Source organism: Agrobacterium sp. CCNWLW155 (assembly GCF_036888815.1).
GTDB lineage: Bacteria > Pseudomonadota > Alphaproteobacteria > Rhizobiales > Rhizobiaceae > Agrobacterium > Agrobacterium radiobacter.
This window is the reverse complement of the sequence record NZ_JBAKFW010000002.1, coordinates 564,167-589,289: the sequence shown is the minus strand read 5'-3', so window position 1 is coordinate 589,289 and position 25,123 is coordinate 564,167. Positions and strand designations below refer to the sequence as shown.

Sequence of the window (25,123 nt, the reverse complement as noted above, 5' to 3'; positions counted from 1 at the left end):
GTCTGATTGTGGCGTGACAACAAGAGGCGGGAACGATTCCACAGGAAAGGCTGACTTCAAGGGAAAGACGGGCATTTGCGGCGCTTTCTCCTTGACCTTTCGCCCCCCTGCCCTTAACGCCCCTGACACAAGGTTACTGGCGAATTTGCAGGGGTATTGACCATGAAAGTTCTGTTGATCGGTTCCGGCGGACGCGAACATGCGCTGGCGTGGAAAATCGCCCAGTCTCCCCTGCTCGATGAGCTTTATGCCGCCCCCGGCAATCCCGGCATCGCCGACCACGCGACACTCGTTTCGCTTGATGTGGAAGACCACGCGGCCGTCATCGCCTTTACGAAAGAAAAGGCAATCGACTTCGTTGTCGTCGGCCCGGAAGCGCCGCTGGTTGCGGGTCTGGCGGATGATCTGCGTGCCGCCGGCATCGCCACCTTCGGACCGTCGAAAGCGGCGGCCCAGCTTGAAGGCTCCAAGGGCTTCACCAAGGATCTCTGTGCGCGCTACGATATTCCGACCGGCGCTTACCAGCGTTTCAAGACCGCCGAACCGGCCAAGGACTATGTTCGTGCACAGGGTGCGCCGATCGTCATCAAGGCGGACGGGCTTGCTGCCGGCAAGGGCGTAACCGTGGCTATGACGGAAGCGGAAGCGCTTACCGCGATCGACGACTGTTTCGACGGCGCTTTCGGTGCAGCTGGCGCCGAAGTGGTGGTGGAGGCCTTCCTCGACGGCGAAGAAGCCAGCTTCTTCTGCCTTTCCGACGGCAAGACCGCGCTGGCGCTCGCCACCGCGCAGGATCACAAGCGTGTCGGCGATGGCGATACCGGCCCGAATACCGGCGGCATGGGCGCCTATTCTCCCGCCCCCGTCATGACATCGGCCATGGTGGAGCGCACTATGAAGGAAATCATCGAGCCGACGATCTCGGGCATGGCCAAGGATGGTAATCCCTTCTCCGGCGTGTTCTTCGCCGGCCTGATGATTACCGCCAAGGGCCCGGAACTCATCGAATATAACGTCCGTTTCGGCGATCCCGAATGCCAGGTGCTGATGATGCGCCTGAAAAGCGATCTGCTGCCGATCCTCTACGCCACCGCCACCGGCACGCTGGACAAGGTTGAGGCGGAATGGCGCGACGACGCTGCGCTGACTGTCGTTCTTGCCTCGAAGGGTTATCCCGGCGCTTACGACAAGAATACGCCGATCGCCCATATTCCCGAGGCGAGCGAAGAGGCGAAGGTCTTCCACGCCGGAACCGCACTGAAGGACGGCGGTCTGGTGGCGACGGGTGGACGCGTGCTGAACGTCACCGCCCTTGGAAAGACGGTGACGGAAGCGCAGGCCCGAGCCTATGCGCTGGCGGACAAGGTGGAATGGGAAAACGGCTTTTGCCGCCGCGATATCGGCTGGCAGGCTGTCGCGCGCGAAAAGGCCTGATCCTTAAGGAAAACGGGGTTGGGAGCGAATATTTCGTTCAATTTTTACCAAGCTTGCTGACCCGATGGAAACGAAACATCGGTAATACTTGCCGGAATATTGAATGGCGCACTGTGCCTCGATCACGAGGCCGCGCCGTCATTTCGGGGGTTTTCGATGCATCGTCTTTTTCTGACAGCTGTTATCGCGCTGACCGGCGGGTCGGCGATGGCATCTTCGATCGAATATATAAACGGCGTGCACGTGGCCAATGGCAGCTTCGTTCGCCGCGATTGCGCGGGTTGCCAGCCCGTGAAGGGCAAAGCCGTAACGCAGGGTTATGCGGTTCCCTCCATTGAGCCTGGCACGCAGCACACGGAAATGCGCGAAGTCGACGGCAAGCGCACCCTGGTGCGCACCGAAGCCTGGCTTGGCGGTGCGCCCGTCACCTTCGTCAGCACCAATCCCGCATGGATGACGGAAACCTCCAGCACCGCCATCGCGACCTATGACGAGTCGGAACCCGCGGCACATCCGGTTGAGACGGTTTCGACACCGGCCGGCATCGACGTGACGACGACCACGGCAGCCGTCAAGGAACTTTCCACCGAAAATGCAGCCGAGCCTGCCAGCGCCTCGGTGATCGGCGCGCCCCAGTTCCCGGATTTCAAATTGCGCGGCAACTGACCGGCCGAAGACGTTTTTGATGACGAACGTCAAATAATCGCGTCATCGCTGTATTCCCGAAATGACGCTGCAACCATGCGGGGAATGTTGCTTTCTCCGCCGCGTATTCTGCCTATAAGGCCTGATAAAGCCTTCGCTAATTAAATATTTATTCAAATTTTTAGCCGCTAAGTGGGTTTATAGTGCGATGCAGCACAGGATGAGGCCACGGCGGGGACACGCGCTTTTCTGGCCTTTTATCGCGCATCATGCGCCTCTCCCTTCTCTGAAACATCGGTACCGCGCGGCATTTTCAGGCGCGCGATTCCAAACGCTTGTGAGCGCCCATGAAGAACCTTTCCATTTCCCGTCAACTGATCGTTCTCGTGGTGGCCCTGATGGCCGCCTTCGCCGTGGCGACGTTTTACCAGCTGAAATCCGCCACCGATGCTATCTATGAGGAACGCTACGGCATGCTGCGGACGCAGGTGCAATCGGCGATCTCCATCCTGCAATCCTTCCACGACAAGGAAAAGGCCGGAACGCTTTCGCGCGACGAGGCCATGAAGCAGGCTTACGCGACTGTCAGCGCCATGCGCTTCACTCCCGACGGCTATCTCTTCGGTTACGACTACGACGTGACGATGAAGTTCCACCCCGATGCCAAGCGCGTCGGCGAAAGCTTCAAGGGCAAGCCTGACAGCAAGGGTTTCGCCTATCGTGACGAATTGGTGCGGCTTGGCCGCAATGGCGGCGGCCAAACGGATTTCTACGGCCCGAAGCCCGGTATGGAAGGCAATGACTACGCCAAGAGCTCCTATGCCCTTGCCTTTGAGCCCTGGCAGGTGGTGGTCGTGACCGGCGTTTACATCGATGATCTGAACGCGCAGGTTCGCGGCGATGTGATGAAGGCGCTGTCGATCGGCGCGCTGATCTTCGTGCTGGCGCTTGCCGCCGCTTTCTACGTCATCCGTGGCATTTCGAAGCCGCTCGGCGACATCCACCGCGCGCTTGGCGAAGTGGCCAATGAGAACGTCTCGCTTGCCATTCCCCATACCGGCCTCACCAACGAAGTGGGCATGATGGCGAAGGCCACCGCCTCGCTTCAGGACAAGGTGCGCGAGCGCCACGCCATGCAGCGCCGTGAGGAAGAACAGCAGCGGCAGCTCAATGCCGAGCGCCAGAACAATCTCGACATGCAGCGTGACGAGGCCGAATTGCAGGCACGCGTCGTCGCCACCATCGGCGAGTCCCTGGAGAAGCTCGCTGGCGGCGATCTGACCGTGCGTTGCGGCGATCTTGGCAGCCGTTACGCGGCGCTGCGCGACAATTTCAACGAGGCGCTGACCCATCTCGATGCCGCCATGGCCAAGGTGAACTCCAAGAGCATCGATATTGGCGGCTCCAAGGAAGAAATCCGCAAGGCTTCAAACGAGCTTTCACAGCGTACCGAACGGCAGGCCGCCAATCTGGAAGAAACCTCCGCAGCGCTCGACGAGCTGACCGTTGCGGTGCGCCAGACGGCGGAAGGGGCGGCCGACGCTGCCAAGCGCGTCACCACCGTCAGCTCCGAAGCCATGCGCAGCGACCGGGTGGTGGAAGAAGCGATTACCGCGATGAGCGGCATCGAGCAGTCCTCCGACCAGATTTCGAACATCATCGGCGTGATCGACGACATCGCCTTCCAGACCAACCTTCTGGCGCTGAATGCCGGTGTTGAAGCGGCGCGTGCCGGTGAGGCTGGCAAGGGCTTTGCCGTGGTGGCGCAGGAAGTGCGCGAACTGGCGCAAAAATCCGCCGCCGCCGCCAAGGAGATCAAGGACCAGATCGCCCGCTCTTCCGCCCAGGTGGAAAATGGCGTGCGGCTTGTCGGCGAGGCCGGCGATGCCCTGAAGCGCATCTCGGACCAGATCAAATCCGCCAACGAGATCGTCAGCAAGATTGCCCATTCGGCTGCCGAACAGGATACGACGCTGCGATCGATCTCTTCCTCGCTCAACCAGCTCGATGTTGCCACCCAGCACAATGCCGCCATGGCGGAAGAAACCACGGCTTCGGCGGAAGCGCTGGCGGTGGATACCGAAGAGCTGCTGAACCTCATCCGCGGCTTCCGCGTCTCCTCCGGCCATCAGCTTCATGGCATGGCGCACGAGATGCGCATGGCGGGGTGACCACGAACGGTCTCATGCGATTGAAACAAAAATGCCGGGCACAGACCCGGCATTTTTGCGTGCTCTCCAACATGTTCCCCACACATTCGGCGTCATCCTCGGGCTCGACCCACCCACATCTTCAGCGGGGAATGGATCTCGCCTCAAGGGCGAGAATGACGGAGGAGAGTATCAGCACGTTCGGAAATGAGCCATGCCGTGTCTGCGTGGCCTCGTCTCAACGAGAAAGCGCATCCAGCCGGTCAATATCGGCAGGTGAAAATACGGCAATACCGGCCTTTTCGAGCAGCGCCGCCGTCACACCATTGCCCGCATGTTTAACGCCAGAAAACGAACCATCGTAAATCGCAAGCGACCCGCATGACGGGCTGCCGTCGATCAGAAGCGCGTGGGTGCAACCATTGGCCCTGGCGAAGGCGAGCGCCTTTTCCGCACCGGCGATGAACTCAGCCGTGACATCGCCGCCGGTTACTTCCAGCACACGGGCGCGGCCTTCCAGCACATCGAGACCGGAGGCCCCTTTCTCGATTTCCGCCGGCGGGCGCGGCACGGGCATGCCGCCCGCCATTTCCGGACAGATTGTCACCGCGCACACTGACATGTACGGCTACCCCGAAACCCCTCACCCCGTGATCTTCGAAAAATCCGCAACCGTTCCGGTGGCTTCGCGGATGGCCTTCAGCAACGCCAGACGGTTTGCACGGATGGCCGCATCCTCGCCATTGACGAGCACATCCTCGAAGAACTTGTCCACGGGCGCGCGCAACGTCGAAAGCGCCTGCATGGCCGAGCGGAAATCTTCGCCCGCAACAGCCTTCGCAGCATCTGCAGACGCGGTCCTGATCGCCGCATAGAGCGCCTTTTCGGCATCGAGTTTCAACAATTCTTCCGAAACGCCATCGGCCACCACGGTGCCCTTCTTTTCCTCGGCGGCCAGAAGCTGGGTGGCCCGCTTGGCGCCTGCCAGAAGGTTGCGGCCGTCCTCGCCGGTGATGAAGGCGGTGAGCGCCTCGACACGGCGAGCGATCATCAGCAGATCGTCGGATTCCGGCGTCAGAACGGCGTCAATCAGATCGTAACGCGCGCCAAGGTCGCGCAGGTAGACTTTCAGGCGATCATGGAAGAAGGAGAGAAGGTCCGGATCCTTCGCAACGCTCAGCAGCGAAAGGCGCACGTTTTTCTCGAGCAGAATGCGCACGACGCCGAGCGCCGCACGGCGCAGCGCGAAGGGGTCCTTCGAACCCGTCGGCTTTTCATCAATGGCCCAGAAACCGACGAGCGTGTCGAGCTTGTCGGCCAGAGCGACCGTAATCGCCACCTTATCGGCCGGCAGGCGGTCGGAGGGACCCTGCGGCTTGTAATGGTCTTCGATCGCGGCGGCCACGCTCTCGTTTTCACCCTGCAGCGTCGCATATTTGCGGCCCATCAGGCCCTGAAGCTCGGGGAATTCGCCGACAGCTTCGGTACGCAGGTCGGCTTTCGCCAGCACCACAGCGCGGTCCACCAGAGCGGCATCGGCGCCGACGACTGGGGCCAGCGCCTTCGCCAGTTCGCGAATTCGCGTTACACGCTCGCCCTGCGATCCAAGTTTGGCATGGAAGGTGACATTGAGCGCATCGAGCTTCGCCATGCGCTGGTCGAGCGGCTTCTTGAGATCGAGGCCGAACTTCGCAGCCGATTCCTTCAGCGTTTCCAGATCAGGCAGATCGCCCTGGTCGCGGTTCCAGAAATGGCGGGCATCCGAAAGGCGGGCGCGCACGACCTTGCCATTGCCATGGATGATTTCCTTACCGCCGTCGCTTGCCTCGATATTCGAGATCAGGATGAAGCGGTTGGAAAGCCCCTCTTCCGCACCCTGATTACGGGTGACGAAACACTTCTGGTTGGTCTTGATGGTAAGCCGGATGATTTCCGCCGGGATTTGCAGATAGTCTTCCTCGAAGGTGCCCATCAGCACCTGTGGCCATTCGACGAGGCCGGAAACTTCTTCCAGCAGGCCTTCGTCTTCCACCAGGTCGAGACCATTGGCGAAAGCAAGGTCCTTGGCGTCGTGCAGGATGATATCCTTGCGGCGCTCGGCATCGAGAATGACCTTCGCCTTTTCAAGGCTCGAGACATAGTCCTCGAAACGGCGCACGGTGATCGGGCCGGGCGCATGAAAACGATGGCCATAGGTGACGTTGCCGGCAACGATGCCGTCGATCACAAAGGGAATGACCTGTGTTTCGTCATGTTCGGGGCCGAACAGGCAGACGATGGATTGCAGCGGGCGCACCCAGCGCAGGCTTTCCGAGCCCTTGCCTTCGATACCGGCATAACTCGAGCCCTTCGGCATGGAGGCCGGGCCGGAGCGCATGGATTTCGGCCAGGGGAAAGAGCGGATGATGCCGGGCATCACCTCGGCGATGATCTCTTCCGCCGGGCGGCCGGGTTTGTTGATGATGGCGATATAGAAATCGCCCTTCTTCGGATCGGAAACGACCTGCGCTTCCGAGATATCGTTGAGGCCAGCGCCGCGCAGAAAGCCCTCGATGGCCTTTTCATTGGCATCGGTGCGCGGCCCCTTCTTTTCCTCGCGCACATCGGCGGAGCGGGCGTTGAGGCCGCGAATATCCAGTGTCAGACGGCGCGGCGTCCAATATTCGCGCGCACCCTCATAGGTCAGCCCTCTCTCCACAAGCGCGTCGGTGACGAGTTTCTTCAGATCGCCAGCCGCCTTGCGCTGCATGCGGGCGGGGATTTCCTCGGAGCGGAGTTCAAGCAGAAGATCAGGCATGGGATCAGGACTTTATCTGTTGTCGGACGATTGCGGTCGGCTTAGCAAGCAACGCGGCAAAAGTCACCAAGGCATTCGGTTAAATTACCGCCGGCGGGCGTTACCAGCCGCCGCCGCCACCGCCGCCGCCGCCCGAGCCGGAGAAACCACCACCGCCACCGCCCGAAAAGCTGGAACCGGAGGAACTGACGGGCTGGGGAATGGTGGAGGCGATGGTATTTGCCATGGAGGTGGAGAAGCCGCCGATCCTGTCGCCAAAGCTGCCGTAATTGCCGCCCAAATACCAGCCGGGCGCATAGCTAGCCGCGACGGCACCGGCAGCGGCAGTCGCAAGCCAGGCCTCGAAGGTGCGGCTCCACGGTTTTTCGACGCCGAGCGCCACCGCATAGGGCAGCAATTTCTCGAAATGCTGCGGCGACATGGCGGGGGCGCCAGCGGTGTTCATCCGGTCCTTTTCCGCCAGCGTCAGATAGGTTCGGAGACCTTCGATGCCATCCATCAGCTTGCGGCCAAGCGGCGTCGGCGCACCCATCAGGAACAGGAAAAGCGCATTTGTGAGTACGATGCCGCCGATGGCGGCCAGCGCCAGCGACTTGGTGTCATGTGTCACATCCAGCAGGATTTGCGTGGCGATGCCGCCAATGGCGGAAAAGGCCACAAAACCGGCAAAGGCCAGCATGACGATGCCGCCGATGCGTTTGCGCAGCGGTGCGCCACGCGAGAACTGCCGGCCGATGCCGATCGACAGGATGCTGAAGAAGAATGCGAAAAAGCCGAAGACCAGAACGGCGGCAATGGCGCTTTCATCGAGATCGCCGAACACCAGCGTCGCAACGATGATGGCGATGCTGAAGAAGATGCCGAACACGGTGTAACCGGCGTTGCTGCGGTAATATTTGCCGCGATGTTCTTTCTCTATCGCCGCGCGGAACTGCGTTCCGACCTTTTCGACCTCCGCACCATGGGCCTTGTCGATGGTCAGCGTCTCCCCCGCACCGCCGATGGAGGCAAGCAGCGTCTTCTGCCCGGTCGGCAGATCGGCAGCGGTTGCCTTTTCCGTGCGCCTGATGACGATGGCGTTCTTCAGGTCTTCCAGAACGACAAAACCCTTCACCGCAAGATCAAGGGCCGAGGCGGAGAGCGCCGTCCAGCCCGCGCCGGAAAAACCGCGGTTATCGACATAGTTGACCAGAGCCGGGGAAAGCCCCTCCGGCGCATCCCAGCGCGGCACGACTACGCCTTTTGCGGGATCACGGCCGACGGCGAACCAAGCTCGCAGATAATAGAGGAGCACGACGAAAAGCCCGCCGCCCGAAAGCAGGATGGCGAGATTATCCCGCAGCCACCAGCCTGCCTCCTGCGAGGTGTCAGGTGCGGCGATGGCGCCCTTGGGCAGCTTGACGGCAACCGTCATGCCCTCGCCCACTGAAAACGGGCGGGTGGAGGCGAAGAATACCTCGTTGCCTTCGTTCAGAATCCGCGCATCCTTGCCCTTGGCGCCAAGCGGGCCGGTGAAGACGGCGGTATCCGTGGCCTTGACGCCCTGCGGCAGAGTGATGGTCGCGGAAATCTCACCCATCGGGAACTGCCAGCCATTACCGGTGACGTTCCAGGTCAGCTCGTCATAATCGCTGAAATAACGGATCTGCCGGGCGGTGGTATAGGTGATCTGGAAGATATGCTCACCAGTCGGCAGAAAGCGGTCGGCGCTGCCGGTATAGATGCGGATGCCGCCATCGATATTTTCGGTGCGCCAGTTTTCAGGCGCGCCATCGCGCTCCACCGAAACGACGTTGAAATCCACCTTGGTGCGGCGGTTGTTCGCATCCAGCGCATAAAGCGGGAAATCGCGGAAGATGCCGCGCTTGATGTTCCGGCCCTCGGCGCGGGCGGTGATGGTTTCCGTCACCGCCAGCTTGCCATCCGCCGCCACCTCGATGACGGAATGGTAGGAGCGGATGAATTCCTCCGCAAAAGCCGGGAAGGCCGCGCCCAGGAAGACGAACAACGCGAGAAGTCTTGCGGCGATGGTCTTCACGGGCGGTCCCTCCTCAATGGCTTCAGTGCTGCGGCTCGGCAGCGCTTTCCTTTTCGGTATAGTCGACGCCCAGCGAGGCGAGCGCTTTCCAGTAGGCGGGATAGGTTTTGCCCACGCAGGCGGGGTTCTGGATAGCGATACCACCGATCTTCAGCGCCGCGAGTGCAAAGCTCATGGCGATGCGGTGGTCGGCAAAGGTATCGATGGAAGCATCGACCGTCTGGCCCGCGAGAGCCGGATCGGAATGCACGATCAGATCGTCGCCTTCTTCATGCGCCAGACCGTCGCGGATTTCATTGAGGCCGAGCGAGACGGCGCGGATGCGGTCACATTCCTTGACGCGCAGATTGGCGATACCGACGAAACGCACCGGCGTCTCGTTGAAGGCGGCCAGAACCGCGATGGTCGGAATGGCGTCCTGCATCTGCGAGCCGTCGATTTCGGCGGGCAGATGCGGAAACTTTGCCATGACTTCATAGGCCTTAGCGTCCGGCTGGGTGAATTTGTCGGCGGGCGTGCCGATATCGATGGCACCGCCGGTCAGAAGTTCCGCGCCCCAGAGATAGGTGGCGGCCGAGGCATCCGGCTCGATGTGGAAATCGGTTGCCGTGTAACCCGTCGGATGCACGCGCCAGATGGCGTTGCTGACCCGCTCAATCTTCGCGCCGAAAGCTTCCATGGCGGATGTGGTGAGATCGATATAACCCTTCGCGCCGATTTCCTCGCCTTTGAGAATGATATCGACAGGCTTGTCGCCGCAGGCAGCAGCCATCAGAAGTGCCGACACATACTGGCTGGAGAGGTTGGCGTCGATGGTGACGCTGCCTTTCGGGAACCCTGTGCCCTTGCCGCAGACGGTGACGGGCGGGCAGCCGGTCGGCGCTTCCGCTTCGACGCCGAGGGAGCGCAGGGCTTCCACCAGCGGCATGATCGGGCGTTTGCGCATGTGCTCGTCGCCATCGATGATGACGGCGCCATCCACAAGTGCTGCCGCCGCAGTGAGGAACCGCGTGGCGGTGCCGGCATTGCCAAGGAAAAGCGGCTTTTCCGGCTGCTGCAAAACACCGGTGCCTTCCACCACGAAGGTGGTGGCATCCGGTTCGGTTACCTTGACGCCCATCTCGCGCAGGGCTTCGGCCATATAAAGCGTGTCATCGCTTTTCAGCGCACCGGTCAGCCGGCTTTTGCCCTTGGCGAGGCCAGCCAGCAGAAGCGCGCGGTTGGTGATGGATTTGGAGCCGGGCGGCTCGACCTTGCCGGAAAGCGGGTGGCCGGGCGGTGTAATGGTCAGTTCGATCATGATTGTCGTCTTGTCAAAGAATGCGGCGAAGAGCCGGATTATCGGAATTTGAACGGGAGGTTTTAAGCCGCCGAAGAAGCAATGCGCTTAGAATTTCACGGTCGGCACGGCGCGGTCGGCCGGGTTCTCGATCTCGAAATAGGGCGCCTTGGAAAATCCGAACTGGCCTGCAACCAGATTGGACGGGAAGCTTTCCACCTTGACGTTGAGATCGCGGGCAGCGCCATTGTAATAACGGCGCGACATCTGGAGTTCACCTTCGATGGTTTCCAGCGACCGCTGCAATTCCAGAAAGTTCGCATTGGCCTTGAGATCGGGATAGGCTTCGGCCAGCGCAAAGAGCTTGCCGAGCGCCTGCGACAGCAGCCCTTCGGCCTGGGCACGACCTTCAACATCCCCCGCCGGCACGGCCTGCGCCCGGTTGCGCATGGCGATCACCTCTTCGAAGGTGCTTTTTTCATGCGCCGCGTAACCCTTCACGGTCTCGATGAGGTTGGGAATGAGATCGGCTCGGCGCTTCAGCTGCACGTCGATGCCCGACCACGCCTCTTCCTTCATCTGCCGCGCCTTGACCAGACCGTTATAGATGAAGACGACATAAAGCGCGATTGCCGCGATGATTGCCAGCGTGATGAACATGAATTGCGATTCCCAGCTTCGTTGCGCGCACGATAGCCGCTCATTACCGCAAAGTCATGGGGCTTCGCTCATTCTGTCCGTTTTTGCCGGAACGGACACGCTGCGGTAAGCAAACACCCGTTATTTATAAAAGACGGTACAATATAATTTCAGACCGGATACCTTGCGTACAAAAAGAGTATAGGAGGCAAGCCTGTAGCCTCGCTCGGCCCAATATTCCTTGTTTCCCTCCAGATGGTTCCAGCCGTCTATGACCCAGTCGAGCATTTTCGTATTGCGCGTGTAGTGCATGCGGACGAGCGCGCTGCCCACATCGAGAGAGCGCTGACCGCTGTCCTTGCAATCCATGCGGGTGACGATCATTCCGAAAGAGCGCAGCTTGTCGGCGCGGGCAAAGGCATCGTTGCCGCTCATCCAGTCCGTCGTTTCCGCAGCCGCGCTGTTGCCGAGAATGGATCCGAGTGTAAGCACAAATAAAAAACAGAAATTTCTAATATTATTCACGGTTAAACCCATCGTTATATTCAGCATACCAATCCACACAAAATAAAAGGCCGTCAAGAACGGCCTTTCAAATTCATCAAAACTTTGGACAACAGCTTACCACCAAAAATCAGGCAGCCCGGTTCCAGTTCAGCCCGCCCGCATCCGTCAGCAGGAAGGCCTCGCCGCAGGATTTCGCCAGCGTGCGCACGCGCAGGATATAGCTCTGGCGTTCCGTGACCGAAATTACGCCGCGCGCATCCAGAAGGTTGAAGACATGGCTTGCCTTGATGCACTGGTCATAGGCCGGGAACACGCATTTATGCAGGCGCTGATTGTCGTTATCACCGGGCGCACCGGCGGCGAGAAGCGCCAGGCACTCCTTTTCGGCGTCGATGAAATGGCGATGCAGCATGGCCGTATCGGCAAATTCGAAATTATGGCGGGAATATTCCTGCTCGGCCTGCAGGAAGACATCGCCATAGGAAATCTTCTCTTCACCCTCGCGGCCGTTAAAATTCAGGTCGTAGACATTGTCGACGCCCTGAACATACATGGCGAGGCGTTCCAGACCATAGGTCAGCTCGCCCGCAACCGGCGAGCATTCGATGCCGCAGACCTGCTGGAAGTAGGTGAACTGCGACACTTCCATGCCGTCGCACCAGCATTCCCAACCGAGACCCCAGGCGCCGAGCGTCGGGCTTTCCCAGTCGTCTTCGACAAAGCGCACGTCATGCAGCAGCGGATCGAGGCCGATCGCCTTCAGCGAACCGAGATAGAGTTCCTGCAGATTGGACGGGTTGGGCTTCAGGATGACCTGATACTGGTAATAGTGCTGCAGGCGGTTGGGGTTTTCGCCGTAACGGCCGTCGGACGGGCGGCGCGACGGCTGCACATAAGCAGCCTTCCACGGCTTCGGCCCAAGTGCGCGCAGCGTCGTGGCCGGATGAAACGTGCCCGCGCCCACTTCCATATCGTAGGGCTGCAGCACCGCGCAGCCCTTGTCGGCCCAGTAGTTATGCAGCGTCAGGATAAGCGCCTGAAAGGAACGCTTGGGGTTCATATGGTCTGGAATATCGGTCATTGCAGTCATCGCGGCGTTAGGAGGACAAGTAAGCATTTGACTTACTTCGGATGCGGACTGGTGCCACGGCATGGCGTAAGGGTCAAGGTTTTATGCGTGGAGACGCCGCCTTACGTCTCATCCTCGCGCTTCACGCGGTATTCGCCGGTTTCGGGGTCCTTGATCAGCGTGCCGATCGCGCCGGTTTCTCGTTCCTTCTCGCGCTGTTTCGATTTCGCGGAAAGCTTTTCCGCATCGCGGACGAAGCGGCGGTAAAGGATGACGGATCCCACCACCAGAAGAATGATTATAATAAGTTGCGCCATAAGGCTCTATTCCCGCGACATCATAGACCGAAACGCGACCACAATGCCTTTTCTTCGGCAACTTCCGCAAGCCCCGAGACGGCGCCTGCCGCAAGCCTTTCGGCATTGAGGCCGAGGGCCGTATTCACGCCCGGCACTTTTTTGCCGAACAGGCTGCGCCCGCCGCTAACGAGCTGGAGCTTGACCTTTTCACCGTAACGGCGGCGCAGAATCTCGCGCATGTCGCCCAGCCCGTCGATCAGCCCGAGGTCGAGACCACGCATGCCGGTCCAGAACAGGCCGGAGAAGATCGCCTCATCGTCCTTCAGCTTCGAGCCGCGGCGCATCTTGACCATGTCGATGAAAACATTGTGGATTTCGACCTGAAGCGACTTCAGGTAGTCGATATCGCCTTCCTTTTCCGGCTGGAAGGGATCAAGGATGACCTTGTTCTCGCCGGCCGTATAGACACGGCGCTCCACGCCGAGCTTCTTCAGCATTTCCGGAAAACCGAAGCCACCGGAAACGACACCGATCGAACCGACGATGGAGGTGGGATCGGCGATGATCTCGTCGCCGGCAAGCGCGATCATGTAACCGCCGGAGGCTGCAACGTCCTCCACGAAGATCAGAACCTTCTTTTCCTTCTCCTCGGCAAGCTGGCGGATGCGGTTATAGATCATCCTTGCCTGCACCGGCGAACCGCCGGGCGAGTTGAGCGAAATGGCGACGGCCGGCGCATCCTTGACGGCGAAGGCCTTCTCCAGAAGGGGGGCGTAGGAAGCGAGATTGAGCGCGGGGCGGAACTGGTTGCCGCCGGCCATGATCGCGCCATGCATGCGCACCACCGGGATGACGAGCTCTTTTTTACGAAAGCGTTTCGGCACCAGATACTTCAAAAAACCCACTATTCAATCCTCGCAGCATTTATCCGTTCGTCACGGATGTATGTATCGCCCCGCAAAACACAATGGTTTGCGGCTGGCGGAACCGCGATATTTATGGCGCCGGCCGGATTGCCCTTACATTACGCGAATAGGCGGCGCGGCCATTGTTCAGGTCATCCACGAAGGGGGTGAAGGCGTGACTGCCGTTTTCATGCATGATGAGCGGTGCGCGGAAGGACAGCCGCGCGCGCGAACCCTTGATGGCGGTGACGAGCATGCGCACCGCGTCCTCACGGGCACGCGGATGGATGAGGGTGATTTCGATGCCGCCGAAACGGCTGCCGCAGGCGGCGATGATCTCCGCCACCGATTGCGGCCTTGAAATCAGGGAAAGCTGCCCACCCGAAACCATGATCGCGCCCGCGGTCCTGATCCAGTCTTCAAACAGACCCTCCGTCATGGCGTGGGCCTCGGCCTTCAGGGCATCCGGCGTGCGGCGGTCGCCTGCGTCATTATAGGGCGGGTTCATGATGACGTGATGGAAATAGTCATCGGGCAACCCCGCTTCTACACGCGCTTTCGCCCGCAGGGTCACATCTGCCTCACGCACATCCACCCGGGCGGCAAAGGCAGCATTCTCAGGCAGATCGAGGCTGCGGCGGGCAAATTGCGCCATTTCCGGCGCGCGTTCGTAGAGCGTCACCTCGGCCTTTTCGAGCCGCGCCGCAACTGCCATGCCGGCAGCTCCCGCACCCGCGCCGAGATCGGCGATCCGGCAGGCGCGATCGTCCGCCACCAGTGACGCCAGAAGCATGGCGTCCATTCCGGCCCGGTGCCCCCTGCCCTTCGGCTGGATGATGTGAAACCGGCCCCGGTGAAAGGCATCGATCGTTTCGGAAATGCCGCCGCCCACCGCCGTTCAAGCCTCTTCGTTGCGCAACTCGTCGCCCAGCCCGGCATCGATGAGAATGCGGCGGGCCTGGTCCGCCCGATCTTCCTCCACCAGAAACCGACGGGGCAAAAGGCCGAGCGATCCCTCCAGAATACTCATCGCCTGATCGGCAATGAGGCAGTGGATGCCGGCATCCTTCATCAGGCTTTCCGCGAAGGACAGAAGCACTGCATCGTTGGTACGGATCAGTTCACGCATGGATAAGCCCTAAATTCCCATCTTTTTGAATGGCTAGCGGCAATTCGCCCCTTGCCGCGCAAGGCGTCAGTTTTTATTGTCGAATTCAAATTCGAACTGGAGTCCTGTCCCTTGGGCGTCGTCATACCGCTTGAAGAAAGCAAAAACAAACTCGCATCCGTCAAGCCGCTTGTCGACCTGACCCGCCCCGACATGGAACGGGTGAACCAGCTTATCCTTTCCAAGGCCGGTTCCGATGTCCAGATGATACCCGAAGTGGCCAATCATCTCATCTCCTCCGGCGGCAAGCGCCTGAGGCCGATGCTGACGCTCGCCTCGGCCTCGATGTTCGGTTACGAGGGCGACAACCACATCAAGCTCGCCACCAGCGTGGAATTCATGCATACGGCGACGCTTCTGCATGACGATGTGGTCGATGAGAGCGATCTGCGCCGCGGCAAATCCACAGCCCGCACTATCTGGGGCAACCAGGCGAGCGTTCTCGTCGGCGACTTCCTGCTCGGCCAGGCGTTTCGCATGATGGTGGATGTCGGCTCTCTCGATGCGCTCGACGTGCTGTCCACCGCCGCCTCCGTCATCGCCGAGGGCGAAGTGCTGCAGCTTTCGGTCGCCAAGAACATGGAAACGACCGAAGACGATTATCTGCAGGTGATTCGCGCCAAGACGGCCGCCCTTTTCGCGGCGGCGGCGGAAGTCGGCCCCATCGTCGCCAAGACCGACAAGGCGACCCGCAGCGCGCTGAAATCCTACGGCATGAATCTCGGCCTCGCCTTCCAGCTTGTCGACGATGTGCTTGATTACGGTGGAAAGTCCGCTGATCTCGGCAAGAATACCGGCGACGATTTCCGCGAAGGCAAGATCACGCTGCCGGTCATCCTGTCCTATCGCCGCGGCACGCAGGATGAGCGCGCCTTCTGGCGCACCGCCATTGAAAAGGGCGAAAGCAGCGACGAGAACCTCGAAAAGGCGCTTGGCCTGATCACCAAATATAACGGTCTTGGCGATACGATCGGCCGCGCCACGCATTATGGCACCATTGCCCGTGACGCGCTCGCGCCGCTGCCGCAGAGCCCGTGGAAAGACGCGCTTCTGGAAGTGATCGACTTCTGCATCGAGCGTCTGAACTGACGCTAGAGGCCGGGCGAACGGCGGATGGAAAAGACCATCCGCCCGAGGTTCCGGGCCAGCTTCTCCGCAAGGTGTGATTGTGGCCGGGGCCATAATTTCTTGCGGCGTTGCTTCAAAAAAGCCATTCTATCGTGACCAACAATGGAAACTGATTTTTCCGTGCTTCTGCACAAAGGCAAAGGTTCCCTCATGCGGCGTAAACCAGCACTCCGTCTTCTCTGCAGCGCGGCTCTCGCCGCTGCTCTCGCAATCGGCGCGGGTGCAAGCCCCGGCTTTGCGGAGACGAAGGCGAAACCGGAAGACAAAGCCGTTACGTTCGATCCCGGCAAGGTAAATACCTTCTCCGGCGCCTTCCTCGCCGGGCGCAATGCCGATGTCGATCAGGACTATCCGACCGCGATTTCGCTCTACAAGAAGGCGCTTGAATTCGATCCGGCCAATACGGAAATCCGCCAGCGGCTGATGATCGCCGAACTTCTGAGCGGCAATTTCGAAGCCGGCGCCAAGATCGCCGATTCGATGAAGGACGATACCTCGGTGGAGCGTGTCACGACCATCGTGCGCGGTCTGGACGCCATCAAGGACAAGGAATTCGCCAAGGCCGAGAAGATCCTGAAATATACCGGTCCGAACGATCTCGACCGCATGGTCAATACGCTTTTGACCGCCTGGGCGCGTGCCGGTTCCGGCAAGCCGAAGGAAGCGCTGGCGCTGGTCAACAATATGAAGGGCCCGGGCTGGATTTCGATCTTCCAGAAATACAATGCGGCGGCCATCGCCCTTGTTTCCGGCAATACTGAAGCCGCCCGCAAGAGCCTGAACGAAGCGGTGACGGACCGCGAAGGCGGGGCAACCGCCTCCGACACCTATATGCGGGCGGTCATGGCGCTTGCCCGGCTCGAAGCTTCCGCCGGCAACAAGCAGAAGGCGCTGGACGCGATTGCGGTCGGCGACACTTTCGCGCCGAACTACGCGCCGCTGAAAGCACTTCGCCAGTCCATCGAAAATGGTGAAAAGCCGGAGCAGCAGATCACCAATGCCGTGGAAGGTGCGGCCAGCGTCATGTTCTCCATCGCCGGCGCGTTGAACCGCGAAGGCGCCGAAGAGATAGTGACGCTTTATCTGCAGACGTCGCGCGCGCTCGATCCCAAGAGCCCGGATACGCTCATCCTTCTCGGCGGCCTTTCTGAAGCCCTGAAACAGCCTGACCGCGCCATTGCGTTCTACCGCGAGGTGCCGAAAGATTCCCCGATGTATCGCATCTCCGAGCTGCAGCTCGGATTGACGCTTGCGCAGACGGGCAAGGTGGATGAGGCGCGCAAGCATCTCAAATCCCTCCTCGAATCCGATCCGAAGGACATCCGTTCCTATCTCGCCTATGGCAGCGTGCTTTCCGATGCCAAGGACTACAGGGCAATGGCCGAAAACTACGACAAGGCCATCGAGGTGATCGGCTCCGTGCCGCAGAAATCCGACTGGACGGTCTTCTTCCAGCGCGGCATCGCCTATGAGCGGCTGAAGGAATGGGACAAGGCCGAACCGAATTTCAAGCGGGCGCTGGAGCTGAACCCCGAGCAGCCGCAGGTTCTGAACTATCTGGGGTATTCCTGGGTGGACAAGGGCATCAATCTCGATGAAGCCATGAAGATGATCAGCCGCGCGGTCGAGCTTCGGCCGAATGACGGCTATATCGTCGATTCGCTCGGCTGGGCGCATTATCGCCTCGGCGCTTTCGATGAGGCGGTAACCGAGCTGGAACGGGCAATCGAGCTCAAGGCCGGCGATCCGACCATTAACGACCACCTTGGCGACGCCTATTGGCGCGTGGGTCGCAAGATCGAGGCGGTCTATCAATGGAACCGCGCGCTGATCGGCGACAATGATGATGTGGACAAGGCCAAGGTGAAGGAAAAGATCGCCAACGGCCTGCCGCCGGTGGAGAAGGACGCCGAAAATACCGCCAAGAAGGATGCAGCGCCGCAACCGCCGGCCCCTCCTGCCCCGGCGGCCCCTGCTCCGGACAAGAAATCCTGACGCCATATGCCGACGCAGGGCATCACCGGGGCGGCTGAGACAATCGAGGCGGCCCCGGCCAAGATCAATCTGGCGCTGCATGTGACCGGCCAGAGAGCGGATGGTTATCATCTGCTTGAAACGCTGGTGACCTTCACCGAAGCCGGCGATACGATCCGCATCCGCGACGCCGATGCCGATAGTTTCTCCATCTCAGGCCCCTTCGGCGATCTTCTGCGCGCCGGGGATGGCGGCGACAATCTCGTCACCCGCGCCAGAGATTTGTTGCGCGATAGACTTGCGTCGACGGGTCAGCCAGCACGCCCGGTCGCCATTCACCTTGAAAAGAACCTGCCGGTGGCATCGGGCATCGGCGGCGGTTCGGCGGACGCGGCGGCGACGCTGCGAGGGCTTTTGCGGCACTGGCGCGCCGGGGTGGCACCGGATGCGCTTTCCTCCATGGCCCTGAAGCTTGGAGCGGATGTGCCGATGTGCCTTGAGAGCCGACCCCTGATCGCGCGCGGCATTGGCGAGGACATTGAACCGGTCACCAATTTGCCGGAACTGTTCCTGGTTCTGGCCAATCCGCTGAAGGCCGTCTCTACACCGGAGATTTTCCGGCGATTGCGGAACAAGGCCAATCCGCCCCTGCCCGCCCATGCGACAATTGGCTGGATGGATTTTCTCGCCCGGAGCCGTAACGATCTGCAACCACCAGCACAGGCGCTGCTTCCGGAAATTGGGGAGATTGCCGGGTTACTCTCGCAGGAAGGTGCTGCGCTTGTCCGCATGTCCGGTTCGGGTGCAACCTGTTTCGGGATTTTTCATTCCCTTGAAGCGGCCCTGATAGCGCAAACATCGCTTCGAAAGAAACGCCCCGGCTGGTACTTTCAGGCGACTCGGACCATTTGAGGATTAGGCTATGGCAGGCGAACGACCCTTCATCCCCTTGGGCATTGCGGTTTTGACCGTTTCGGACAGCCGCACGCTGGAGAATGACAAATCCGGCGATACGCTCGTCGCAAGGCTGGAAGATGCGGGCCACAGGCTTGCCGCCCGCGCCATCGTGCCTGATGACAAGGAAGCGATTGCCGGCACCGTGCGCGAGTGGACGCTCTCTGAAGGCGTGGATGTGGTCATCACGACGGGCGGCACCGGCTTTACCGGCCGCGATGTGACGCCAGAAGCGCTGGAACCGCTGTTCGAAAAGCGCATGGACGGGTTTTCCGCCCTCTTTCACCGTATCTCCTATGACAAGATCGGCACCGCCACCATCCAGTCACGCGCGACCGGCGGCGTGGCGAACGCGACCTTCATCTTTGTGCTGCCCGGCTCTCCGGGGGCGTGCAAGGATGCGTGGGACGGCATCCTCAAGGCTCAGCTCGATTATCGCCACCTGCCCTGCAATTTCGTGGAGATAATGCCAAGGCTTGACGAGCATTTGAAGCGCGGGGCTGGGGGCGTTTAGATCAGCGGACCGGAGGGGAGTGGGGCTTACCCCCCTCTGCCCTGCCGGGCATCTCCCCCTCAAGGGGGGAGATCGGCAAGAGGCCCGCTTGTCGCTTCACTCTCAAGCTTCAAGATGGACGAAACATAGCCGCAGATCGATCTCCCCCCTTGAGGGGGAGATGCCCGGCAGGGCAGAGGGGGGGGGTAAGCCCCACGCATCTTCGGTCCGCTGCGTGGCCAAAACCCCATCACGCCAGATATTTCTTGAAGAACTCCGTCGTCCGGCCCCAGGCGAGATCGGCCGCCGCCTTGTCGTAACGCGCCGAGGACGTGTCATTGTTGAAGGCGTGGTTGACGCCGTCATAAACGAAGATTTCGAAGGTCTTGCCGTTTTCCTCCAGCGCCTTCTTATAGGCGTCGATGCCGGCATTGATGCGCTCGTCGAGACCCGCATAGTGCAAAAGCAGTGGCGCCTTGATGGCAGGCACATCGGCCGCCGGCGCCTGCTGACCATAATAGGCGACGCCGGCATTCAAACCTGCCGACTTGGTCGCGAAACGATTGACCAGCCCGCCGCCCCAGCAAAAACCGACCGCGCCGACCTTGCCATTCGCCCCCTGCCTTGCCGCAAGCCACACCCGGCCCGCTTCGGCATTGGCGACGGTCGCATCCATGTCGAGACCGCTGAACATCTGCCGCGCCTTCTCCTCATCGGCGGGCGTGCCGCCCTGCGGAGAGAGGAAATCGACCGCAAGCGCCCGGAAACCGGCAAGCGCCACCCGTCTGGCCACGTCACGGATATGGTCGTTCAGACCGCGGTTCTCATGGATGACAATGACCGAGCCGATGGGGCCGGACGCCGATTTCGGTGTAACGAGGTAACCCTTCATCTCGCCGGCGGGGCCGGGATATGTCACCTCTTCCGCGACGATCCCCGCATCATCGGGTGCTACGATTGCCGCACGGGCGCTGTTGGCGGAAAGCAGCGGGGCGATTGCCGCGGCGGCCGCACCGGAGCCGGCCAGCACGGTGAGCTTTTCCATGAATTTGCGGCGGTCGAGGCTGAGATGGGTATATTCATCATAAGCGTCGATCATGGCCTGCGTAATCTTGGGCTTGTCCATCGCTCTATCCTCCTTGAACGCACGGATGCGGAAGGATAGCGCAGATCGCCCCGCGGGGAACGATGCGGGCGGAAGCGGCGTCACACATTTGCGTGAGCGCCGCGGCCGCATTTTCACATCAGGCGGCGAGGTCCACGACAATACGGCCGTCGATCTTGCCCTCTTCCATGCGGTGGAAGATATCGTTGATGTTTTCGAGCTTGTCCCACGAGAAGTGGGCGGCGACCTTGCCTTCTCCGGCAAAGGTCAGCGCCTCCTCCAGATCCTGCCGTGTGCCGACGATGGAGCCGCGCACCGTGATGCGCTTCAGCACCGTGTCGAAAACCGGAATGGAGATAAAGCCCGGCGGCAGGCCGACAAGCGCCATCGTCCCCTTGGAGCGGAGGAAACCGTAGGCCTGCTCCATGGCCTTGGGCGAAACCGCCGTCACCAGCGCGCCATGGACACCGCCGGTTGCCTTCTGCACCTGCTCAACTGCGTCAGGCGCACGGCCATTGACGACGACATCGGCTCCGAGTTTTTTCGCAAGCGCCAGCTTTTCGGCGAAAATATCGGCAGCAACGACATGCATGCCCATCGCCTTCGCATATTGCACGGCCATGTGGCCAAGCCCGCCAATGCCTGAAATGACCACCCACTCACCGGGCCTGACTTCGGTTTCCTTCAGACCCTTGTAGACGGTGACACCGGCGCAGAGCACGGGTGCGGCGGGACCGAATTCTAGATTATCCGGCAGGCGGCCGACGAATTTCGGATCGGCAAGACCATATTCGGCAAAGCTGCCATTGACAGAATAACCCGAATTCTTCTGGCTTGGGCAAAGAGTCTCCCAGCCGGTACGGCAGGGAATGCAGCATCCGCAGGCGGTGTAGAGCCACGGTGTGCCGGCGCGGTCGCCTTCCTTGATGCCGGTGACGCCTGCGCCGATCTTGGCGACATAACCGACACCTTCGTGGCCGGGAATGAAGGGCGGGTTGGGCTTGACCGGCCAGTCGCCCGTTGCTGCGTGCAGGTCGGTGTGGCAAATGCCCGTCGCCTTGTAGTTGATGAGAATTTCACCGGGACCGGGATCCGGTATCGCCACTTCCTCGATGGTCAGCGGTTTTCCAAATGCGCGGACAACCGCCGCCTTCATTGTCTTAGCCATGACATACTCCCTAATCTCTGCTCGCCTGAAATCCTCGACGGCAGGCAGAGATTAACGGGGATGCGGCGTCATGGAATTGACCCATCGCAAATCGGAGTATTTTGCCAGGCGGGATTGTCTCACTTATGAGGCAACCTCACGGTGCTGATTTATTCCAGCGCCAACCATATGGCGAGCCATGCCCACAGGCAGACGACCAGTGCAAAGCCGATGCCGAACAATGCGCCGCGCTGACGCAGGCGATTGCTGGTGACGTGGACATAGGAATGGGCGTAGCGCGAAAGCACGAACAGCCATGCCAGAACAACGGTGACGACATTATCCGCATCCGTGATGTAAAGCAGCAGGCAGGCGATGTGGAACAGGACCGGCAGCTCGAACTGGTTGGCAATATTGCGGTTCACCAAACGGCTTTCGTGCGCCTCCTCGCCGTGATCACGCAGCTTGATCGCCGATTCGCGATCCTTGAAGGTGTATTTGTTGCGCCGGATGATCAGCAGGCCGTAAAGCAAGAAGACGAGAAAGACATGGGCGATCATCGGCCAGAACATTGCGGTCGTTGGTGACATGCTTTCTCCCCCAATCGTGAAAACGCTCCCCGATCCGGCTTGAGATCGGGGAGCGCCAAATAACTAGCCTATCTTTTTACGGATTCGGCTCGAAAGATCAAACCGCGCCGGGATAGTTCGGGCTTTCGCGGGTGATCGTCACGTCATGAGCATGGCTTTCGCGCAGGCCCGCGCTGGAGATGCGAACGAAGGTGGCGCGCTCCTGGAATTCCTTGATGTTGCTGCCGCCGACATAACCCATGGCGGCCTTGAGGCCACCGGCCAGCTGGTGCAGCACGCCGGAAACCGGACCCTTATAGGGAACCTGGCCTTCGATGCCCTCGGGAACGAGCTTCAGCGTGTCGCGCACTTCCGCCTGGAAATAGCGGTCGGCGGAACCGCGGGCCATGGCGCCAACGGAACCCATGCCGCGATAGGCCTTGAAGGAGCGGCCCTGGTAGAGGAACACCTCGCCCGGGCTTTCATCCGTACCTGCCAACAGCGAGCCGATCATGACGGCGGAAGCACCGGCGGCGATTGCCTTGGCCAGATCGCCCGAGAACTTGATGCCGCCATCGGCGATGACAGGAATGTCAGCCGCATTGGCCACCTCGACCGACGACATGATCGCGGCAAGCTGCGGAACGCCGACGCCGGCGACGATGCGGGTGGTGCAGATGGAACCGGGGCCGATACCGACCTTGACGCCATCGGCGCCGGCATCGATCAGCGCCTTGGTGCCGTCAGCGGTTGCGACATTGCCGGCGATGATGCGAACCGAGTTCGACATCTTCTTGACCACCGAAACGGCATCGAGCACGCGCTGCGAATGGCCGTGTGCGGTATCGACGACCAGAAGGTCTACACCAGCATCGATGAGGCGCTCGGCGCGCTCGATGGCATCGGCACCAACGCTGATGGCGGCGGCGGCGCGAAGACGGCCCTGCGCATCCTTGGTGGCATTGGGATTAAGCTGCGATTTCTCGATATCCTTGACGGTGATGAGGCCGACGCAATTGCCTTTTCCATCCACCACCAGCAGTTTTTCAATGCGATGCTTGTGCAGCAGGCGGCGCGCTTCCTGCTGATCGACGCTGCTTTCCTTGACCGTGACCAGATTTTCGCGGGTCATCAGTTCATAGATTTTCTGCTGCGGATCGGAAGCGAAGCGCACGTCGCGGTTGGTCAGAATCCCGACGAGGCGGCCGTTCTTGTGGCCGCCGGAGCCGCCATTTTCAACCACCGGAATACCGGAAATACCATGCGCCTTCATCAGCGCCTGCGCTTCTGCAAGCGTCGCATCCGGGCCTATCGTGACCGGGTTGACGACCATGCCGCTTTCGAACTTCTTCACCTGCCGAACTTCTTCAGCCTGTTCGATGGGGGTGAGGTTGCGGTGGATAACGCCGATGCCGCCGGCCTGGGCCATGGCGATAGCGAGACGGCCTTCGGTCACCGTGTCCATGGCGGAAGAGAGGATTGGAAGGTTGAGATCGATATCGCGGGCGATGCGGGTGGCGATATTCGTCTGTCCCGGCATAACCTCGGAATGTCCGGGTTGCAGCAACACATCGTCAAATGTGAGAGCGTCCAAACCAGTGGGTGTTTGAATGATGCGTGCCATGACCAAATTCCTTCATAATGAAAATGCGTGGCCGTTCCGGAACGAAAAGTTCACCCCGGCGCCCTGCAAGGATTGCTTGGAAGTTGGCGAGGGCTGGTAACACGTTCATGACAGGAAGGGAATAGAAAAAACCCGGAATTGCCTTCCGGGTCCCCTCTGTTGCTGCATTGCAGCAGATATCAGATATCGAACTGATAGGATTTCGGCACGAAACGGTAACCCGTATCCAGCTTTTCCGCGTAACCGACAGCCGGAAAAGGCATGTGATACCCAAGGAAGGGCAGCCGGTCGGTAGCGATCATGTCATAGACTTTCTTGCGGGTCGCGGCCGCCGCCGCCTTGTCCATGTCGAACTTGACCTCCCAGTCCGGCCTTTGCAGTGACAGGACGAAATGATTGGCCGTGTCCGCCGTCAGGATCAGCTGCTTGCCTTCCGATTCGACACGGAAGATCATATGGCCAGGCGAATGACCGAAAGCTGCAATGCCGGTGATGCCGGACACGACATTGCCACCATCACCGATGAAGGTCGCCTTTTCCGCCAGCGGCTTGACGCTGGCCAGAACACCCTTATGGCCGCCCTCGGCCGGCGTGCCGACACGCTTCTCGTCCGCCCAGAAATCATATTCCGCCTGGCCGAAAACATAACGCGCCTTGGAGAACACAGGCGCGCCCTTTTCCATCAGCCCGCCTATGTGATCGCCGTGCATATGGGTCAGCACCACCACGGTTACATCCTCTGGCGAATAACCGGCCGCCGCCATGCCCTCGGTCAGGCGGCCATTGCCGGCGCCGCGACCGGCCTCCCCAAAACCGGTGTCGAACAGCACGAGGTCCGTGCCTGTATTGATGAGAACCGGCGAGAAGGAATTGACGAATTGCTCCTTCGGCAGAAAATTGTCTTCCAGCAATTTACCGACCGTTTCCGCAGACTGATCCGTGCCGAAGGTCTCGCCGGGATTGGGTGCGGCGCGCGAGCCGTCCTTCACCACGAGCACTTCGAAATTGCCGAGCTTGAAGCGGTTGGTTTCCGGCGGCATGGCGTGTTTGATCTCCATGGAGGTCTGCGGCTGGTTGGTCTGGGCATTTGCGCTGCGCGCCATCAAAAGCGGCGCGCCGAGAACGCTTGCACCGGCCGCACCGATGAGGCCGCGTCTGCTCATGCTCAAGGATTGGGTCATCATCTTTCTCCCGATATC

Annotated in this window: 22 protein-coding genes and 1 pseudogene; 7 read left to right on the top strand and 16 right to left on the bottom strand. The window is 60.5% G+C overall.

The window, feature by feature from the left end; translation table 11 throughout:
- Positions 1–162 precede the first annotated feature (162 nt).
- The 3 genes from purD to V6S97_RS11395 all read left to right on the top strand — a co-directional run bounded on the left by purD (position 163) and on the right by V6S97_RS11395 (position 4,250).
- Positions 163–1,434: a phosphoribosylamine--glycine ligase gene (gene purD, locus V6S97_RS11405; RefSeq protein ID WP_111794920.1), complete on the top strand. Its 1,272-nt coding sequence runs from the start codon at positions 163–165 to the stop codon at positions 1,432–1,434.
- Positions 1,435–1,590: 156 nt separating this feature from the next.
- Positions 1,591–2,100 carry a plant virulence effector HPE1-like domain-containing protein gene (locus V6S97_RS11400; protein ID WP_003503240.1) on the top strand — a complete coding sequence of 170 codons (510 nt, stop codon included), beginning with the start codon at positions 1,591–1,593 and terminating at the stop codon, positions 2,098–2,100.
- Between the two features lie 326 nt (positions 2,101–2,426).
- A complete protein-coding gene (locus tag V6S97_RS11395) occupies positions 2,427–4,250 on the top strand; it encodes a methyl-accepting chemotaxis protein (protein ID WP_003503241.1) in 1,824 nt (607 codons plus the stop codon).
- Positions 4,251–4,467: 217 nt separating this feature from the next.
- Here the strand turns inward: V6S97_RS11395 and V6S97_RS11390 are convergent.
- The 11 genes and pseudogenes from V6S97_RS11390 to V6S97_RS11340 form a co-directional block, all read right to left on the bottom strand.
- Positions 4,468–4,836 (bottom strand): annotated as a pseudogene (locus tag V6S97_RS11390) (DUF523 domain-containing protein); the annotation flags it as partial.
- 36 nt (positions 4,837–4,872) lie between these two features.
- Positions 4,873–7,026, bottom strand: a complete 2,154-nt coding sequence (gene glyS, locus V6S97_RS11385; protein WP_334426815.1) for a glycine--tRNA ligase subunit beta — start codon at positions 7,024–7,026, stop codon at positions 4,873–4,875.
- Positions 7,027–7,126: 100 nt separating this feature from the next.
- A complete protein-coding gene (locus V6S97_RS11380; protein ID WP_334426814.1) occupies positions 7,127–9,064 on the bottom strand; it encodes a DUF2207 domain-containing protein in 1,938 nt (645 codons plus the stop codon).
- Between the two features lie 22 nt (positions 9,065–9,086).
- Complete coding sequence (locus tag V6S97_RS11375; protein WP_003503247.1) at positions 9,087–10,364, bottom strand: 3-phosphoshikimate 1-carboxyvinyltransferase; 1,278 nt, start codon at positions 10,362–10,364, stop codon at positions 9,087–9,089.
- Positions 10,365–10,451: 87 nt separating this feature from the next.
- A complete protein-coding gene (locus V6S97_RS11370; RefSeq protein WP_003503249.1) occupies positions 10,452–11,003 on the bottom strand; it encodes a LemA family protein in 552 nt (183 codons plus the stop codon).
- Between the two features lie 120 nt (positions 11,004–11,123).
- On the bottom strand, positions 11,124–11,474 hold the full coding sequence (locus V6S97_RS11365; RefSeq protein ID WP_233284481.1) for a hypothetical protein: 351 nt from the start codon (positions 11,472–11,474) through the stop codon (positions 11,124–11,126).
- Positions 11,475–11,616: 142 nt separating this feature from the next.
- Positions 11,617–12,579, bottom strand: a complete 963-nt coding sequence (locus tag V6S97_RS11360) for a glycine--tRNA ligase subunit alpha (RefSeq protein ID WP_026372527.1) — start codon at positions 12,577–12,579, stop codon at positions 11,617–11,619.
- Between the two features lie 101 nt (positions 12,580–12,680).
- Complete coding sequence (locus tag V6S97_RS11355) at positions 12,681–12,875, bottom strand: NfeD family protein (protein ID WP_080865841.1); 195 nt, start codon at positions 12,873–12,875, stop codon at positions 12,681–12,683.
- Between the two features lie 20 nt (positions 12,876–12,895).
- A complete protein-coding gene (locus V6S97_RS11350; RefSeq protein WP_035212555.1) occupies positions 12,896–13,765 on the bottom strand; it encodes a S49 family peptidase in 870 nt (289 codons plus the stop codon).
- 88 nt (positions 13,766–13,853) lie between these two features.
- The gene (locus V6S97_RS11345; RefSeq protein WP_003503259.1) at positions 13,854–14,654 is read right to left on the bottom strand and encodes a tRNA1(Val) (adenine(37)-N6)-methyltransferase; all 801 of its coding nucleotides are present in this window, start codon (positions 14,652–14,654) and stop codon (positions 13,854–13,856) included.
- A gap of 6 nt (positions 14,655–14,660) precedes the next feature.
- Positions 14,661–14,891: a putative signal transducing protein gene (locus V6S97_RS11340; protein WP_003503261.1), complete on the bottom strand. Its 231-nt coding sequence runs from the start codon at positions 14,889–14,891 to the stop codon at positions 14,661–14,663.
- 111 nt (positions 14,892–15,002) lie between these two features.
- On the opposite strand from V6S97_RS11340, the gene V6S97_RS11335 reads away from it, so the two are divergent.
- From V6S97_RS11335 to moaB, 4 genes are all read left to right on the top strand, one after another.
- Positions 15,003–16,019 (top strand): polyprenyl synthetase family protein, encoded by a 1,017-nt coding sequence (locus tag V6S97_RS11335; protein ID WP_003503263.1) that lies wholly within the window; start codon positions 15,003–15,005, stop codon positions 16,017–16,019.
- A 189-nt stretch (positions 16,020–16,208) separates the two neighbouring features.
- Positions 16,209–18,053 (top strand): tetratricopeptide repeat protein, encoded by a 1,845-nt coding sequence (locus V6S97_RS11330; protein WP_087744258.1) that lies wholly within the window; start codon positions 16,209–16,211, stop codon positions 18,051–18,053.
- A gap of 6 nt (positions 18,054–18,059) precedes the next feature.
- Positions 18,060–18,944 (top strand): 4-(cytidine 5'-diphospho)-2-C-methyl-D-erythritol kinase, encoded by an 885-nt coding sequence (locus V6S97_RS11325; RefSeq protein WP_060722927.1) that lies wholly within the window; start codon positions 18,060–18,062, stop codon positions 18,942–18,944.
- 10 nt (positions 18,945–18,954) lie between these two features.
- Positions 18,955–19,500: a molybdenum cofactor biosynthesis protein B gene (moaB, locus tag V6S97_RS11320; RefSeq protein WP_060722926.1), complete on the top strand. Its 546-nt coding sequence runs from the start codon at positions 18,955–18,957 to the stop codon at positions 19,498–19,500.
- Between the two features lie 229 nt (positions 19,501–19,729).
- Here moaB and V6S97_RS11315 read toward each other — a convergent pair whose 3' ends face one another.
- From V6S97_RS11315 to V6S97_RS11295, 5 genes are all read right to left on the bottom strand, one after another.
- Positions 19,730–20,605 (bottom strand): dienelactone hydrolase family protein, encoded by an 876-nt coding sequence (locus V6S97_RS11315; RefSeq protein WP_087743374.1) that lies wholly within the window; start codon positions 20,603–20,605, stop codon positions 19,730–19,732.
- A gap of 118 nt (positions 20,606–20,723) precedes the next feature.
- Positions 20,724–21,752, bottom strand: coding sequence for an alcohol dehydrogenase AdhP (gene adhP, locus V6S97_RS11310; protein ID WP_003503273.1), 1,029 nt, complete (start codon positions 21,750–21,752; stop codon positions 20,724–20,726).
- Between the two features lie 149 nt (positions 21,753–21,901).
- Positions 21,902–22,303: an MAPEG family protein gene (locus V6S97_RS11305; RefSeq protein WP_031234389.1), complete on the bottom strand. Its 402-nt coding sequence runs from the start codon at positions 22,301–22,303 to the stop codon at positions 21,902–21,904.
- 115 nt (positions 22,304–22,418) lie between these two features.
- Positions 22,419–23,924, bottom strand: a complete 1,506-nt coding sequence (gene guaB / locus V6S97_RS11300; RefSeq protein ID WP_020812622.1) for an IMP dehydrogenase — start codon at positions 23,922–23,924, stop codon at positions 22,419–22,421.
- Between the two features lie 179 nt (positions 23,925–24,103).
- Positions 24,104–25,105: an MBL fold metallo-hydrolase gene (locus V6S97_RS11295; RefSeq protein WP_209787755.1), complete on the bottom strand. Its 1,002-nt coding sequence runs from the start codon at positions 25,103–25,105 to the stop codon at positions 24,104–24,106.
- Positions 25,106–25,123 lie beyond the last annotated feature (18 nt).

Coding starts and splice junctions, on each gene's coding strand:
- purD (WP_111794920.1), top strand. CDS start 163: ATGAAAGTTCTGTTGATCGGTTCCGGCGGACGCGAACATGCGCTGGCG.
- V6S97_RS11400 (WP_003503240.1), top strand. CDS start 1,591: ATGCATCGTCTTTTTCTGACAGCTGTTATCGCGCTGACCGGCGGGTCG.
- V6S97_RS11395 (WP_003503241.1), top strand. CDS start 2,427: ATGAAGAACCTTTCCATTTCCCGTCAACTGATCGTTCTCGTGGTGGCC.
- glyS (WP_334426815.1), bottom strand. CDS start 7,026: ATGCCTGATCTTCTGCTTGAACTCCGCTCCGAGGAAATCCCCGCCCGC.
- V6S97_RS11375 (WP_003503247.1), bottom strand. CDS start 10,364: ATGATCGAACTGACCATTACACCGCCCGGCCACCCGCTTTCCGGCAAG.
- V6S97_RS11370 (WP_003503249.1), bottom strand. CDS start 11,003: ATGTTCATCACGCTGGCAATCATCGCGGCAATCGCGCTTTATGTCGTC.
- V6S97_RS11360 (WP_026372527.1), bottom strand. CDS start 12,579: ATGACTGCAATGACCGATATTCCAGACCATATGAACCCCAAGCGTTCC.
- V6S97_RS11355 (WP_080865841.1), bottom strand. CDS start 12,875: ATGGCGCAACTTATTATAATCATTCTTCTGGTGGTGGGATCCGTCATC.
- V6S97_RS11340 (WP_003503261.1), bottom strand. CDS start 14,891: ATGCGTGAACTGATCCGTACCAACGATGCAGTGCTTCTGTCCTTCGCG.
- V6S97_RS11330 (WP_087744258.1), top strand. CDS start 16,209: ATGCGGCGTAAACCAGCACTCCGTCTTCTCTGCAGCGCGGCTCTCGCC.
- V6S97_RS11325 (WP_060722927.1), top strand. CDS start 18,060: ATGCCGACGCAGGGCATCACCGGGGCGGCTGAGACAATCGAGGCGGCC.
- moaB (WP_060722926.1), top strand. CDS start 18,955: ATGGCAGGCGAACGACCCTTCATCCCCTTGGGCATTGCGGTTTTGACC.
- V6S97_RS11315 (WP_087743374.1), bottom strand. CDS start 20,605: ATGGACAAGCCCAAGATTACGCAGGCCATGATCGACGCTTATGATGAA.
- adhP (WP_003503273.1), bottom strand. CDS start 21,752: ATGGCTAAGACAATGAAGGCGGCGGTTGTCCGCGCATTTGGAAAACCG.
- V6S97_RS11305 (WP_031234389.1), bottom strand. CDS start 22,303: ATGTTCTGGCCGATGATCGCCCATGTCTTTCTCGTCTTCTTGCTTTAC.
- guaB (WP_020812622.1), bottom strand. CDS start 23,924: ATGGCACGCATCATTCAAACACCCACTGGTTTGGACGCTCTCACATTT.
- V6S97_RS11295 (WP_209787755.1), bottom strand. CDS start 25,105: ATGACCCAATCCTTGAGCATGAGCAGACGCGGCCTCATCGGTGCGGCC.